Genomic DNA, 15,342 nt, shown 5'->3' with positions numbered 1-15,342 from the left:
CATCACGGCACCCGGTGCGTCCATTCGTAGGTCCCGAACTTGGTGCGCACCAGGTCCTCGGCCGCGGCGAGTTCCGCGTCCGTGTACGTGTCCGCGGTGGCGCCGTAACGTTCGGTGAAGACACGGACCATCGTCGCGATGATCTCCTCGCGGGTCGCGGCCCCGGTCTGCCGGCGCAGCGGGTCGACGCGCTTCTTCGCCGAGGTGATGCCCTTGTCGCTGATCTTCGCCTCGCCGATCCGCAGGACCTCCGTCATCTTGTCGGCGTCGATGTCGTAGGACATGGTCGCGTGGTGGAGGACGGTGCCGCTGGTCAGGCGCTTCTGCGCCGCCCCACCGATCTTGCCGCCGGTCGAGGTGATGTCGTTGATCGGCTGGTACCAGGCGTCGACGCCCACCTCGGCGAGCGCGGCGATCACCCATTTGTCCAGGTAGGAGTAGGACTCGGCGTAGTCGAGGCCGGCGACGAGGGATTCGGGCACGAACATCGAGTAGGTGATGCAGTTGCCGCCCTCCATGAACATCGCGCCACCGCCGCTGATCCGTCGGACGACGTCGATCCCGTACTTCTCGACGCCCTCCTGCCGGATCTCGTTGACGTAGGACTGGAAGGACCCGATGACGGTCGCCTTGTCCTCCCACTCCCAGAACCGAAGGGTCGGGGTGCGGGCGCCGGAGTCGACCTCGCGCAGGAGCACCTCGTCGAGCGCGACGTTCACGTTCGTCGGCAGGACCGGTCCGTGGATGACCTTCCAGTCGTAGTCGGTGAAGTTCGTGGCCCGCGTCAGCGCCCGGCGCACGACGGTGGCGATATCGACCGTCGAGAAGCCGTGCATCTGCAGATCGGGGTACGCCGACAGCGCGTGGTCGAGGCGCCGGGTCAGTTCCTGCCCGCTCTCGCGCACGTGCGCACCGACGAGCGCCGGGGCGATGTCGAAGTACGCCTCCTCCGGTTCGAGGAAGAAGTCCCCGGAGATCTTCACCGCGCTGATCGCGGTGCCGGTCGTCTCCAGGTCCGCGACGACGAGTTTGCCGCCGCCCACCTTGTACTCACCGTGGAAGGTCTCCACGTCTGCAGGGTTCTCGGTCATGGTGCCCACGGTACTCCGCGCGGCGACACGATCACTCCAGCGCCCGCCCCGTCGTCTCCTTCGTCACGAACGCCATGATGACGACGGCCACGACGACGAGCGCGCCGGTGGCGACGAAGGTGGTCACGAGTCCGAAGTACGGCCACAGGAACGACCCGAACACGATCGGTGCGATACCGGTCGCCACCCGGGAGGCCGCCGAGGCCCACCCGAACCCGGAGCCGCGCAGTGCCGTCGGGTAGAGCTCGGTGATGTACGTGTAGAGCGCCGGGATGGCCATCTGGACGAGGAACCCGAAGGCGAGGATGCTCAAGACGGCCCCGGAGTTCAGCTCCGCTCCCCCGGCCCCGAGGGCGATCGCGAATCCGACGAGCGCGGCCGCGGCGGTCACGGCGGAGACCCCGAGCATCCACTTGCGCCCGGTGTACTCGACGAGCAGGGCACAGACGACGACACCCAGGATGCCGATCGCGGTCATCTGACCGGTGGCGATGAAGGCCGCCTGGTCACCCATTCCCTGCTCGCGCAGGATCTTGGGCAGCCAGATGAGCGCGGCGTAGTAGAGGACCATGACGGAGACGAACAGCAGCCAGGCCGTCGCGGTCGTCGCCGGCTGGTGCCGCCACACGGCCACGAGCTGGCCCGAGGCGCCGGCCAGGCGGTCCCGGATCCCGCGGTTCACCTCGGCGGCGGGCGCCGTGTCGTGGACCCATTCGGTCTGCGTACCACCGGTGCGTTCGACGAGGCGGCGGATGACCGTGTCGGCCTCCTCCGTGCGTCCCTTGGCGGCCAGCCACATGGGTGACTCGGGCACGCCGAGGCGGATGGCGAAGACGAGCAGTGCCGGGAGGACCATGACGAGCATGGCCACGCGCCAGTTGCCGCCCAGGCCCACGATCCCGGCGGAGACGAAGGCGCAGAGCGTCGCGCCGATCGGCCACCAGCCGTCCATCGCGGTGAGGACGCGACCCCGGTGCTTCTTCGGCGTGAACTCGCCGACGAGGGCGTAGTCGACGGGGATGCACCCGCCCAGACCGAAGCCGGCGATGAACCGGAAGACGATGAACACCGCGAGGTTGGGACTCAGTGCCCCGAGCACGGTGAACAGCGAGAACACGAGGATCGTGAGCGAGAAGGCGGTACGGCGGCCGAGTTTGTCGGCGATCCCGCCCCACACGAAGGCACCGAGCGCCATGCCGAGCAGGTTCGCGGTGGCGATCCAGGCCGCCTGACCGACGGAGAGTCCCCACTCGTCACTGAGCAGGGGGATGAGGAACCCGTTGAGGGCGACGTCCCAGGCGTCGAACATGAAGCCGAGGCCCCCGATGAGGAAGATGGCGCCCTGCGTCCTCCACTTCCAGGGCAGGTTCGCGACGACCTCCTCGGCGCGCGGGAGGGCTCCACCGGAGGCGCCGGTGCCTCCGGGAGCGGGAGTGGTGTGGCCGGGAGTCCCGGCCGAGGATGCGGATGAAACGGACATGGGGACGAGCCTACGCTCATTTGCGCGCAATTGCGCAAAGAACCGCAGGTTCGTCCCCATCTGTGCCGGAGATCACATCCGAATAGTGAGGGGTTCGGGAGCGCTGTCAGGGCAAGGCGGAGGAGTACGTGGGTTTGGTACTTCGAGCGACGACAACGCCGCCCTGGCGGTGCTCCCGGACCTCTCAGGCCAGACGCACGAGCCAGCCGTGCTTGTCCTCCGCCCGGCCGTACTGGATGTCGAGGAGAGCCCCCCGCATGGCCAGCGTCTTCTCCCCCATCTCGCCCATGTCGATGGTGAAGTCGTTCGACACCAGGCGGCTGATGGGCGTGATGACGGCCGCGGTGCCGCAGGCGAACGCCTCGGTGATGTAGCCGGACTCGACACCCTTGCGCCACTCGGCCACCTCGATGCGGCGCTCGACGGGCGTGAGCCCCAGGTCGGGGGCGAGTTCGAGAACGGAGCGGCGGGTGACACCGTCGAGGATCGTGTCGCTGAGCTCGGGGGTGAGCAGCTCACCGTCGGAGGTGACGAGCATGAGGTTCATGCCGCCGAGCTCCTCGAGGTACCGGGATTCCGCCGCGTCGGTGAACATCACCTGGGCGCACCCGTGGGCAGCCGCCTCACGCTGGGCGGTCATCGAGGCGGCGTAGTTGCCACCGCACTTGGCGTAGCCGGTGCCACCGAGGGCCGCACGCTTGAGCGTCTCCGACAACCAGATGTCGACACCCTTCGCACCCCCGGCGAAGTACGGACCGGCGGGGCTCGCGATGCACAGGTACTGCACCTCCTCGCTCGGACGGACTCCGAGGAACGTCTCCGACCCGATCATGAAGGGGCGGATGTAGAGGGAGACCTCGTCGGTCTCGTCGGCCGGGGTCGGCACCCACACCTCGTCGTGCGACACGAGGGCCTTGAGGGAGTCGACGAAGTCCTCGACGGGCAACTGCGGCAGGGCCAGACGCTCGGCCGACTTCTGGAACCGCAGGGCGTTGAGCTCGGGGCGGAAGGTCCACACGGACCCGTCGGCGTGCCGGTAGGCCTTGAGCCCCTCGAAGATCTCCTGCGCGTAGTGCAGGACGGCCGAGGCCGGGTCGAGCACGAGCGGGCCGTAGGGCTTGAGGGAGTGGGCGTGCCAACCCTGCTCCGAGGTGTACCGGATCGACGCCATGTGGTCGGTGAAGTGGTTGCCGAAACCGGGGTCGGCCATGATCGCCTCGCGCACGGCCGGGCTCTTCGGTTCGGCGTTCTTCAGGAGCTCGAAGTCTGTCATCGCTCGCTCTTCTTCTCGCAGGGTCTCGGGTGTTGCACGCAAGGCTACCGCGTTCCGGAGGACGGAATGCGGCCCACCTCATACCGTCATTCCCGCGCCCGAGGCGTCCTGCACTTCTCATGGGAAGTCCTGCACTTCTCATGGGAAGTGCAGGACGCCTCGGGCGCGGGCAGGGGGTATTCAGCCCAGCAGGGCGGTGATCGCGTCGCCGATCTCGGAAGTGGACCGGGTGCCCAGGTCGGCGCGGGCGGCGAGGTCCTCCTCGACGGCGGTGCGGATCGCCTTGGCGACGACCGGCAGGCCGAGGGACTCGGCCATGAGCGCGCCGGAGAGGATCGAGGCGGTGGGGTCGGCTTTCCCCTGACCCGCGATGTCCGGGGCGGACCCGTGGATCGGCTCGAACAGGCTGGGTCCGGTGCCATTCACGTTGAGGTTGCCCGACGAGGCGAGTCCGATCCCGCCGGTGACCGCGGCGGCGATGTCCGTGATGATGTCGCCGAACAGGTTGTCGGTGACGATGACGTCGTACCGGGCGGGGTCGTTGACGAGGTACATGGTGCACGCGTCGGCGTGCTCGTAGTTGACGGCGACCTCGGGGAACTCGGGGGCCACGTGCTCGACGACGCGGCGCCACAGGTGGCCGGCGTGGACCATCACGTTGTTCTTGTGGACGTAGGTGAGCTTGCGGTTCCGGGTCATCGACTTCTCGAAGGCGAAGCGGACGGTGCGCTCGACGCCGAACCACGTGTTGACCGAGACCTCGGTGGCGACCTCGGCGGGGGTGTCGGTGCGCATGCTGCCGCCCTGGCCGGTGTAGGAGCCCTCGGTGCCCTCGCGGACGACGACGAAATCGACGTCACCCGGATCCTTGAGCGGCGAGGGGTTGCCGGGGAACAGGCGCGAGGGGCGGAGGTTGACCGCGTGGTCGAGACCGAAGCGCATCTTGAGGATGATGCCGCGCTCCAGGACGCCGGAGGGGACGGACGGATCGCCGCAGGCGCCGAAGAAGATCGCGTCGAAGGTCCGCAGGCGTTCCATCTCCTCGTCGGTGATGGTCTCGCCGGTCTCGTGCCAGCGGCGGGCCGAGGCCTCGAACCGTTCGGTCTCCAGCCGCACGGGCTCCCCACTGAGCTCGAGGGCCCGGGTGAGGACCTTGAGACCTTCGGGCACGACCTCGGTCCCGATCCCGTCGCCGGGCATGACGGCGATCCGGTGCGTGGTGACAGCTGCGTCGGTGGTCACGGATTCTGCGCTCATGGCGCGAGTGTAGGGCGGGCGTCTCGGATCGCGGTCGGTAAATCCACGATCCGGACATGTGCGGGGCGGCGCCGGCGTGGGATCAGTGCGCGGTCGGTGCGAGACTCGTACTGTGTCGGTGCGCGACCGGAGCCCCGTGGGCGTGCAGTCCACGGTGTGGGACGTCGACGTGAGGCCCGGCACGATCCGGTCCCGAACCGGGCCGGGGGACCCGGACCCGGCCCTAGAATCGGGGGCATGCCGACCGCAACCATCCGCAATGCCCGCGCCGCCGCCCTCCCCGCCAAGCTGTCCCGCTCCTGGCTGCTCGTGAACGCCGGTTTCACCGACCTGTTCGCCGGGTGCCAGGCCTCCGAGGCGGACTCCGTGATCTTCGACCTCGAGGCCTCGGTCGCCGAGGAGGACAAGGGCACCGCACGCGACAACGTCGTGCAGGCGCTCGACTCGGGCATGTCCGGGTGGGTCCGCGTCAACGCGATGGGCACCGACCACTGGGAGGACGACCTCAAGGCGACGGCCGGGCTCCCGGGTCTGCGCGGCATCATGCTGCCGGAGACGGAGAAGCCCGAGCAGATCACGTGGACGGCCATGCGCGCCGGCGCAGGGGTCCCCGTCATCGCTCTCATCGAGTCCGCGATCGGCATCGAGAACGCCACCCGCATCGCCGAGGCGCCCGGCACCTTCCGTCTCGCCTTCGGTACCAACGACTTCCGCAAGGACACCGGCGTCGGTGACGATCCGGTGGCACTCGCCTATGCGCGTTCGCGGCTGGTGATCGCCACCCGTGTCGGTGGTCTGCCCGGTGCGATCGACGGGCCTTCCGGCGCGGACGCTCCCCGGAACCGCGTCGTCGAGGACTGCGGTTGGACGACGAAGATGGGGATGGCCGGCAAGCTCGTGCTCAACGTCGGTCAGGTGCGCACCGTCAACGAGGCACTGGCGCCGAGCGAGGACGACCGCGCATGGGCCCGCGAGATGCTCGAGACCGCGAAGAAGACGAGCTCGATCCCCGACGGCTCCTACCTGCCGCGCCTCACCCGCGCGAAGAAGATCCAGCAGCTGGCCGACAGCTACGGTCTCTGGAACGCCTGAGGCTCACCCGTCGGCGAGGGGCAGCCGCACCTCGAAGGCCGTCCCCACGTCCCCAAGGACCGGACTCGCGACGGTGATCTCACCACCCATGTATTCCATGAGAGCGTGAGCGATCGCCATGCCGAGGCCGGAGCTGCCCCCGGACGACTGTGCGGAAGCCGATCGCGACCGGCCCGAGCCGGCGGTGACGAACCGTTCGAAGACCCGGGTCCGCACCTCGGCGGGGATCCCCGGACCGTCGTCCTCGACCCGGACGATCGCGGACTCCCCGATCCCGGACCCACCGGTTCCGGTCTCCCCGACTTCGACCTTCCCCGTGCCGTCCGCGACCCGCAGTCCGACCCGCACGTGGGTCCCATTCGGGGTGTGGACGCGGGCGTTGGTGAGGACGTTCCCGATCACCTGGCGGATGCGGCCCTCGACCCCCCGGACGACGACCGGTTCCTCCGGCAGGTCGAGTTCCCACCTGTGACCGGCGGATTCCGATCGCCCGTCCTCGCCGGTTCCGCCCGCCGTGGATCCGCCCACCCCGTCAGCGGTCGCCCGTTCCGTCACGTGGGCGTCCTCGACGAGCTCGATGAGCAGGGCGGACATGTCGACATCGGTGGGGACGAACTCCTCGCGGCCGGCGTCGAGGCGGGCGAGCAGCAGTAGGTCGTCGACGAGCCCCGACATCCGAACCGTTCCCTGGTCGATCCTCTCCAGGCTCGTGACGACGGTCGCCGGCAGTGTGTCCCGCACCGGACGGGTGAGGTCCGCGTATCCACGGATCGTCGCCAGGGGTGTCCGCAGTTCGTGGCTGGCGTCGGCGACGAACCGACGCATCCGCTGCTCGGACTCGTGCCGGTCGTGCAAGGCGCGATCGACGTGCTCAAGCATCGTGTTCACCGCGGCCCCCACGTCTCCGACCTCGGTCCCGGGGGTCGACAGGTCGGCCGGCACCCGGGCGTCGAGGGCCGGGTCATCACCTCCGAGGTCGAGGCGGGACACCTCGGTCGCGGTCCGGGCCACCGCCCTCAGCGGCCGCAGCTGCCGGTTGATGAGCGCGCCCGCCCCGAGTGCCGCGAGCACCACACCCACGGCGACGACGGCCACCGTCGACCACACCGTCGTGCGCAGTGCGTGGTCGACGTCGTCCTGCGGGACCCCGTAGACGACCACGAGGTCGGTGCCCGTCGGCTGCGTCGCGACGAGGCGGTAGGCACCCTGGCCCTCGATCTCCCGTGTGGTCGGTTCGGCCCCGACGGGGACGTCGAGGAGGGAGAGGACGGTGTCCTCCGGCAGGTTCTCGACCTCGCCGAGAGCACGTCGGACGACCACGCCGGTCACGGTGGATCCGTCGGACACGACCGCGATCGACCCGTCCTCCTGTCCCGGGCGGGTGAGGAACTCCAGGCGGGAGTCCGGCGACGGACCGCCGCCGAACGCCCCACCGGAGCCCACGCCGGTGGGGCGGCCGGGGCCGTCCCGGTCGGCGTCCTCGACGAGGGAGTCGAGATCGGCGTCGAGACCGTGCATGAGGGTGCTGCGGACCGCGACGACGGCGCCCGTCCCGATCCCGGCGCCGATGAGCACCAGGATCGTCACCGTCATGAGGATCAGTCGGACGCGAAGGGTCCGTGCGCGCGTCCGCCACCGGGGTTCCCGTCCACCGGTCGTGGTCCCCTGCATCAGTCCGCCCGCAGGATGTACCCGGCCCCACGCTTGGTGTGGAACAGGGGTGGGGAGTCCGGGAACGGTGTGTCGATCTTCTTCCGCAGATAGCTGATGTAGAGCTCCACGATGTTCCCGTTACCACCGAAGTCGTAGTCCCACACCCGGTCGAGGATCTGGCTCTTCGACAACACCACCCGCGGATTGCGCATGAAGAGGAGGAGCACCTCGTACTCACGGGCGGTGAGCTCGATCGGCGTCCCGGCCCGCGTCACCTCGTGGCTCGCCTCGTCGAGTTCGAGATCTCCGACCCGCAGCGGACCGTCCTCAGGTTCCGGTGCGAGGCCGGTCCGGCGCAGGCGGGCGGCGACCCGGGCGACCACCTCGTCGAGGTTGAAGGGCTTGGTCACGTAGTCGTCACCACCCAACCGAAGTCCGGTGAGACGGTCGTCGACCGCGTCGCGGGCTGACAGGAACACGACCGGGGTCTGGTCGCCCTCGCTGCGTAGTTTCTCGATGACCTCGAAACCCGTGATGTCCGGCAGCATGACGTCGAGGATCATCGCATCGAAGGACTGTGCCCGTGCCAGACGGACCGCCTCGCGGCCGGTGCCGGTCGAGGCTGCGTCCCACCCCTGGAGGGTGCAGGCCATCGTGAGCAGTTCCGCGAGATTCTTCTCGTCGTCGACGACGAGCACGCGCATGGCGGACCCGTCGGCGTGCCGAAGTGGTGTCGAGTCCATGTCGTCCATCATCCCACCTCCGTATCCGTGTCGGCGGACGTAGCGCCGGACAGGTCGTAGACGGTCGTGCCGTCGACGTCCTGTGCGGCGAAGGTCGCCTCCACCCACGCCGTGATCTCCGCGGCCGCCGAGGACTGCTGCCCCATCCCGGCCCCCATGCCGCCGCCGGCGACGAACCAGTGGATCTGCCCGGTCGCCACGTACTGCTGGAACTGCGCGAGGGTCGGGGACGGATCGGTCCCGTTGAACCCACCGATCGCCATCACCGGTTCCCCGGTCGACAGTTGCAGGCCGGCGGCATTGTTCGCGCCGATGGCCGCTGCGACCCAGGTGTACTCCGCGGCGTCCGCGAGGAGCGCCTCCTGGAGCGCGTCGCTCGGGGTACTCGCCCCGAGAAGGCCACCCATGCCACCGCCTGCTCCACCGGGTCCGCCGCCGTCCCGTGCGGTGCCGTCCCGTGCGGTGCCGTCCTGTGCCGGGCCACCCGTCATCGCGCTCGGTCCACCGCCGGGCCCCCCGGTCATCCCACCTGGGCCTCCGCTCATACCGGAGCCCGCGATCGTCACGATCGAACCCTGTGTCGACTGCGCGATCGTCCGCGCGGTGAGGTGCGCGGGCACGGCCAGCGCCGTGAACCCGAGCAGCACGAGCAGGAGGGCGGCCACGCCCCGTCGCAGGGACACCGGTGCCTCCACCGCGCCCGAGGCGCCCTGCACCCCGGTGCCTTCCGTGGCCTCCCCGTCCTGCGGGTCACCGGTCTGCGCGACACGATCTCGTGCGGCATCGTCCAGTGCTGCGCCGCTCCGTCCGGCGTGGTCCTCCGTGTCCCGGACGGATCTGAGCACCGCTGTCCCGAGCACGAGAAGGCCTGCTGCAAGACCCGTGAGGAGCACTCCGAGGCGCAGCCAGATGGGCACGCCGCTCGTCTCGCCGATGAGGTGGTACTGCCAGGCACCCGTGAGCACGGGGATGCACGCGAGTGCCACCCGCACCCACGGACGGGTGTCCGTCCAGAGGACGAGGGTCGGCACGACGACGAGGACCGCGAGCGCCGGCGTGAGTGCGACGGTGTAGTACTCGTGGACGATCCCGGACATGAAGGACAGGGTGAGCCAGGTGGCGAGGAGCCAGGCTCCCCAGAGGACACCCGCCACGGCCGGGACCCGCATCGGAGACGAGAGGTACAGGCGCCTGCGGGTGAGCACCACGACCGCCAGCAGTACGAGGAGGCACAGTACCGTCGGCAACAGCCAGGCGATCTGGGTCCCGAAACTGCCGGTGAACAGACGCGCGATCCCGGTCTCGCCCCAGCCCCCGCCGCCCCCGACGGAACCGGTCTCCTCACCGGTGATTCGTCCCAGCCCGTTGTACCCGAGGGTCAGTTCGAGGAAGGAGTTCGTCTGGGAACCACCCACGTACGGGCGCCACGAGGCGGGCACGAGTTCCACGAGGGCGATCCACCATCCGGCACTGAGCACGAGGGTCGCCACGGGGACGAGGGCGAGGAGCACTCGTCGCTTCCACCCCGCGTGGGAGAACAGGAGCCACGCGGCCAGCAACCCCGGTGTGACGAGGAGGACCTGCAGCTGCTTGGTGAGGAACCCGAAGCCGAGCGCGATCCCGGCCAGTGCGAGCCACCCGAGGACCGCGCGACCCCGTCGGCCGGACACGACGGACCTGGTCGGTGCGGTGCCGTCCGTCGGATCCGTGCCGTCGGTCGGATCCGTGCCGTCCGTCGGTTCCGTGCGCGAGGACGCCACGGCGAGTGCCCGTTGTGTCGCGACGACCGCGACCACCATGAGGCACACCAGAAGGGCGTCGGGGTTGTTGAACCGGAACATGAGTGCCGCCACCGGCTGCAGCGCGAACACGAGCCCGACGAGCAGGGCCGCCGCCCGGGACCAGGTCACCGGGATCCGGCCGGAGTCGACCGGTCCCCGCAGCGCCAGACGGGTCGAGTGGACGAGCAGGAGCACCGTCGCGCCGGCGAGCAGCACCTGCGGCAGGAGCATGGAGAAGGAGGAGAACCCGAACAGGCGGGTACTCAGCGCCATGAGCCACAGGGACGCGGGGGGCTTGTCGACGGTGATCGCGTTGGCCGCATCGAGTGATCCGTAGAGGAAGGCCTCCCAGTTCTCGGTTCCCGCCTGGACGGCGGCCGCGTAGAAGCTGTTGGCCCACCCGTTGGCGGTGAGGTTCACCAGATAGGCACCGACCGTGCCGAGCGTGAGGAGCACGAGGAGGACCGCGTACACCCGGGCCCCTCTCCGGTCGTGCCCGTGCCGCGCCGAAATCCTCCCCGCCGTGTCGGGAGGAGAGGGGGAGGTCCGCGTGGAGGGCGCCTCGGCAGCGGGGGACGGCGACGGGACCGAATCGGCCGTGCCGACAGCGGAGGCACCCATGGAGTCGGAGATCGGACCGGTGGTCCTCGGAGCGTTGTTCATGACGGATTCCCTGTGGCGGAGGTGGAGCGGGCGAGGTGGTCGGCAGCGGTACGTCCGCGCGCCGCGGGCGGACGGGCGAAGACCCAGATCCTTTGGAGGAGGAAGCGCAGGACGGTCGCCAGGAGGTTGGCGGCGGTGACGGCGACGAGCACCTCGACGGGAGCCCAGGGGCCGTCGAGACCCGCGGTGAGGGTGAGCGCACCGGCGGTGAGAGCCCAACAGAGGACGAAGACGAGAAGTCCCTTGACGTGGTGGCGGTACAGACCCTCGGGATTCCGGACGCCGAAGGAGTACCGTCGGTTGAGCGCGGTGTTGAGGACCGTGCACCCGAGCAGTGCGAACACGTTGGCGACCTGGGGGTCCATGACGGAGCCGAGGAGGACGAAGGCGAGCGAGTACGCGAGAGTGCACAGGATGCCGACGTCCACGAAGTGGAGGATCTGCGCACCGGTGTTGGGCATCGCGGGCTCCTGGCCGACCACGGCGGCGATCTCGTCGAGCGGGTACTCGCCGGCGGCGAGGGTGCGGCGCATCCGGAACATACCGCGCAGGTCGTCACGGGCGGTCCGGACGACGTCGACGCTGGAGTCGGGATCGTCGGTCCAGTCGGCGGCGAACTCGTGCACCCGCAGTCCCGACCAGCGGGCGAGGGTGAGCAGTTCCGTGTCGAAGAACCAGGCGGTGTCCGTGACGTGGGGCAACAGGGCGCGGGCAGCCTGCCGGGAGACAGCCTTGAAGCCGCACTGCGCGTCGGAGAAGTCGACGTCCATGGTGCCGCGCAGCAACCGGTTGTAGCACCGCGAGACGAGTTCCCGGAAGACCCCGCGCTCGACCCGGGAGTCCGGCAGCAGTCGGCTGGCGATCGCGAGGTCGGCGGTGCCGGCGGCCAGGACGCTCACCATCGGGTCGAGGAGCCGGATGTCGGTGGCGAGGTCGACGTCGGTGTAGGCGAGGACCTCGGCGTCCGAGGTCGACCAGATCCGATTGAGAGCCCGGCCGCGCCCCTTCTGCTCCAACCTCACGTACCGGACGCGGTCGTGGGTGGTCGCGAGCTCCCGGCCGATCGCACCGGTGGCGTCCGTCGAGGCGTTGTCCGCCACGACGATCGTCACGTCGTGGACCGAGTCCGCGGTCTCCGCGAGGAGCCGCTCGACGGAGTGCCGGAGTTGCGCCTCCTCGTCGTACACGGGGACCAGGAGGTCGACCGTCGTCCGAGTGGCGGTGAGGGTGGCCGTGGCGGTGGTCCGGGAGGTCCGGGTGGTCGCCTCGGGAGTGGAGAGTCGGTCGGAGATGGGGGCAGAGGTGGGCGTCGACGACGGGGAGCCGCCTCCCGGAGAGGTGTCCGCCGCCGAGGCGCCGGTGAGTCGATCGTCCATGGACAGCAGGTTCCCGCCGGGTCCCAGGGCGGACACATGACACGACTGTGCCCCACCTGTGAAGGTGGGGCACAGTCGTCGGTGGGGTGCCGGGGCCCGGGCGGCGTCCAGCACGGTCGTCACGCGGCGCCGGCAGGATTCAGGCGCTCTCGGTGGCCGTGGTGTCGGTGGTCCCCGAGGTCGTGGTGCCAGACCCGGACTCCGTCCCGGACTCGGTACCGGAGTCGGACTCGGTGCCCGGTACGGAGCCCGAGTCGGAACCCGGTCCGTTCCCGGGGAATCCCCCGCCCCGTCCTTGACCGGGCCCGCCTTCGGGGAACCCGGAGCCGCGGTCCGTGGATCCGCCGTCCTCCTCGGAGTCGGCGAAAGGGTTCGTCCCGTCACCCGGTGTGAACTGCGAGGATCCCGGGTCCCCGTCGTTGCCGCCGGCGAACGCGGCCGACCCGGCCGCGCCGAGAGCGGTGCCCGCGATCCCACCGATGAGCAGGAGACCCACGCCCGCCAGCGCCGCCGGCACCAGGCTGATCCTGCGTGTACGCCACGCGCCGCGTTTCTTCCGCGTGGCCGCGGCGCCGGTCACACCGGCGGAACCTGCACCGGCGGCGAAGGAACCGGGAACGGATTCACCCGCCCCCGCCGAGCCGGGGACCCGGCCACCGGCTGCGGCCGACCCCGGGGCGATCTGTGGTGCATATCCGGGCTCCGGTGGTACCCAGGCCCCGGCCGGGTCCCCCTCCTGCGCCGGCGTCCCGGCCGCCTCGGCACCCGGGTAACCGCTCGCGGAGTCCTCGCCACTCGCAGGGCTCCCGGCGCCTGAAGGCCCTGAGACCTGGGGATTCACCCGCGTCGGGGCGTCCTCCCACGAGGCGGTCGGATCGCCGCCGTACTCCTGTGCACCCTGGTCCGGGGTCCCCCGGCCGGTGGGCTCCGCCACGGAGTTACCCTGCAGGTCGTATGCGTCGCGGTCGTGGTTCGGTGTGGTGTTCTCGGACGGCATCGTGATCTCCTTCGTTCGGTGTGTCCGTGATGCCATCACTGTCCGCCCGCGGCCTGTCCCGTCCTGTGTTCCCTGCTGTGCCCGGCCTGTGTGCTCACGACGTCGACGCGACGAGAGGGCGCATATCCGTGGATCCCACTGTGGAATCCACGGATATGCGCCCTCTCGATGTTCAGCACCGCTCGGGCGGCGTCGAGTTCAGTCCTCGGCGAGGTTCACGGCGCTGAAGCGGGTCGCGTCGACGGCACCGGCCAGCGTGTTGAGCACCTCGTCCGTCACCTCGGAGTCGACGGCCATGACCGACAGGGCGGCACCCTCGTCGGACTTCCGCGAGACCTGCATGCCGGCGATGTTGATGTCGTTGCGGCCGAGCGCCTGACCGAGCTGGCCGATGATGCCCGCCCGGTCCTGGTACTCGAAGACGATGAGGTGGTCGGTGAGCTCGATCTCCAACTCGTACCCGTCGACCTCGGTGAGCTTCTGCACGAGCTTGGGCCCGGTGACGGTACCCGAGACCCTCACCTGCTTGCCGGAGGCGGTCGTCACGACGACGGAGGTCTGGTTCCGGAAGGACTCCAGGTACCGGTCGGTGACGAGCTCCGTCGTCACCCCGCGTTCCTCGGCGAGGATCGGGGCGTTGACGTACGACACCGGTGTCGAGACGACGTCCTTGAACAGACCCTTGAGGGCGGAGAGCTGGAGCACCGAGACGTCGAGGTCGGCGATCTCCCCGCGCACCTCGAAGCGCATGTGCGTGATCGGTTCGCCGGCGAGTGCCGTGGCCGCACGGCCCAGGCGCTCGGCCAGCGGGATGCCCGGGCGCACGTCCTCGTGGATCGCACCACCGGAGACGTTGACGGCGTCGGGGACGAGGTCACCGGCGAGCGCCAGACGCACCGACTTGGCCACGGCCACACCGGCCTTCTCCTGGGCCTCCGCGGTCGAGGCGCCCAGGTGCGGGGTGACATTCACCGTCGGCATGTCCATGAGCGGGCCGTGCTCCGGCGGCTCCTGGCTCCACACGTCGATGCCGGCACCGCCGACCACACCGTCCTCGATCGCCTTCGCGAGGGCGTCCTCGTCGACGATGCCGCCACGGGCGACGTTGATGATCCGCACACCCTTCTTCACCTTGGTGAAGGCCTCGGCGCCGAGCATGCCGAGCGTCTCCGGGGTCTTGGGCATGTGGACGGTGATGAAGTCCGCCTGCGCGTAGAGCTCGTCGAGGCTCATGACCTCGACGCCCATCTGCGCGGCGCGGGTCTGCGAGATGTAGGGGTCGTAGCCGACCAGACGCATGCCGAAGGCCTTGGCGCGCTCGGCGACGAGCCCACCGATCCGGCCGAGGCCGATGATGCCGAGTGTCTTCTCGTACAGCTCGACGCCGCTGAGCTTCGACCGCTTCCACTCGCCGGCCTTGAGGGTCGCATTGCCCTCGCCGTAGTTGCGGGCCGAGCCGAGGATGTGGGCCATCGTGAGCTCGGCGGCGGAGATGACGTTCGAGGTGGGGGCATTGACCACCATGACGCCGGCCTTCGTCGCGGCGTTCACGTCGACGTTGTCGAGTCCGACGCCGGCTCGGGCCACGATCTTGAGCTTCTTGGCCGCCTCGATCGCCTCGGCGTCGACCTGGGTCGCCGAGCGGATGAGGATCGCGTCCACGTCCGCGATGGCGGACAGGAGCTCGGCGCGGTCCGCACCGTTGCAGGAGCGGGTCTCGAAGTCGGGACCGAGGGCCTCGATGGTTGCGGGTGACAGATTCTCCGCGATGAGAACCACGGGCTTGCTCACGCTTGTTCCTCCTGCTGTAGCCGTGTGTGGGCGGCGGCGGGGCCACGGACGGGCGACCCCGGGCCGGTCGCGGCCGATTCTATGTGACCCCTTGTGAAGACATTCACAAGGGGTCACATGGTGGAACACAAGGGATGATCCGAGA

Annotated in this window: 11 protein-coding genes; 1 reads left to right on the top strand and 10 read right to left on the bottom strand. The window is 69.8% G+C overall.

All coding sequences use genetic code 11. The annotated features are described in order from the left end of the window. Positions 1-2 precede the first annotated feature (2 nt). The 4 genes from lplB to AAD496_RS04805 all read right to left on the bottom strand — a co-directional run bounded on the left by lplB (position 3) and on the right by AAD496_RS04805 (position 5,101). Positions 3-1,091 (bottom strand): lipoate-protein ligase small subunit, encoded by a 1,089-nt coding sequence (gene lplB / locus AAD496_RS04820; RefSeq protein WP_349827518.1) that lies wholly within the window; start codon positions 1,089-1,091, stop codon positions 3-5. Between the two features lie 31 nt (positions 1,092-1,122). Next, positions 1,123-2,571, bottom strand: coding sequence for an MFS transporter (locus tag AAD496_RS04815; protein ID WP_349827517.1), 1,449 nt, complete (start codon positions 2,569-2,571; stop codon positions 1,123-1,125). 184 nt (positions 2,572-2,755) lie between these two features. Continuing rightward, the gene (locus tag AAD496_RS04810) at positions 2,756-3,844 is read right to left on the bottom strand and encodes a branched-chain amino acid aminotransferase (RefSeq protein ID WP_349827516.1); all 1,089 of its coding nucleotides are present in this window, start codon (positions 3,842-3,844) and stop codon (positions 2,756-2,758) included. Positions 3,845-4,024: 180 nt separating this feature from the next. Then, a complete protein-coding gene (locus AAD496_RS04805) occupies positions 4,025-5,101 on the bottom strand; it encodes a 3-isopropylmalate dehydrogenase (protein ID WP_349827515.1) in 1,077 nt (358 codons plus the stop codon). A gap of 237 nt (positions 5,102-5,338) precedes the next feature. Between AAD496_RS04805 and AAD496_RS04800 the strand changes: the two genes are divergently transcribed. Continuing rightward, the gene (locus AAD496_RS04800) at positions 5,339-6,193 is read left to right on the top strand and encodes an HpcH/HpaI aldolase/citrate lyase family protein (RefSeq protein ID WP_349827514.1); all 855 of its coding nucleotides are present in this window, start codon (positions 5,339-5,341) and stop codon (positions 6,191-6,193) included. A 3-nt stretch (positions 6,194-6,196) separates the two neighbouring features. Here AAD496_RS04800 and AAD496_RS04795 read toward each other — a convergent pair whose 3' ends face one another. From AAD496_RS04795 to serA, 6 genes are all read right to left on the bottom strand, one after another. Then, a complete protein-coding gene (locus AAD496_RS04795) occupies positions 6,197-7,786 on the bottom strand; it encodes a sensor histidine kinase (RefSeq protein ID WP_349827513.1) in 1,590 nt (529 codons plus the stop codon). Positions 7,787-7,863: 77 nt separating this feature from the next. Beyond that, positions 7,864-8,589, bottom strand: a complete 726-nt coding sequence (locus AAD496_RS04790) for a response regulator transcription factor (RefSeq protein ID WP_349827512.1) — start codon at positions 8,587-8,589, stop codon at positions 7,864-7,866. A gap of 8 nt (positions 8,590-8,597) precedes the next feature. Then, the gene (locus AAD496_RS04785; RefSeq protein ID WP_349827511.1) at positions 8,598-11,033 is read right to left on the bottom strand and encodes an ArnT family glycosyltransferase; all 2,436 of its coding nucleotides are present in this window, start codon (positions 11,031-11,033) and stop codon (positions 8,598-8,600) included. Continuing rightward, entirely contained in the window at positions 11,030-12,409 is a 1,380-nt protein-coding gene (locus tag AAD496_RS04780) for a glycosyltransferase (protein ID WP_349827510.1), read from the bottom strand. The genes AAD496_RS04785 and AAD496_RS04780 overlap by 4 nt, the downstream gene beginning before the upstream one ends. Positions 12,410-12,548: 139 nt before the next feature. Beyond that, positions 12,549-13,406: a hypothetical protein gene (locus AAD496_RS04775; protein ID WP_349827509.1), complete on the bottom strand. Its 858-nt coding sequence runs from the start codon at positions 13,404-13,406 to the stop codon at positions 12,549-12,551. Positions 13,407-13,604: 198 nt separating this feature from the next. After that, positions 13,605-15,197, bottom strand: a complete 1,593-nt coding sequence (gene serA / locus AAD496_RS04770; RefSeq protein WP_349827508.1) for a phosphoglycerate dehydrogenase — start codon at positions 15,195-15,197, stop codon at positions 13,605-13,607. Positions 15,198-15,342: the final 145 nt, after the last annotated feature.

The sequence above is a fragment of the Brevibacterium litoralis genome (genome assembly GCF_040212315.1).
Classification (GTDB): Bacteria; Actinomycetota; Actinomycetes; order Actinomycetales; family Brevibacteriaceae; genus Brevibacterium; species Brevibacterium litoralis.
Note: the sequence above shows the minus strand (reverse complement) of the source record. Positions and strands in the feature narration are given on the sequence as shown.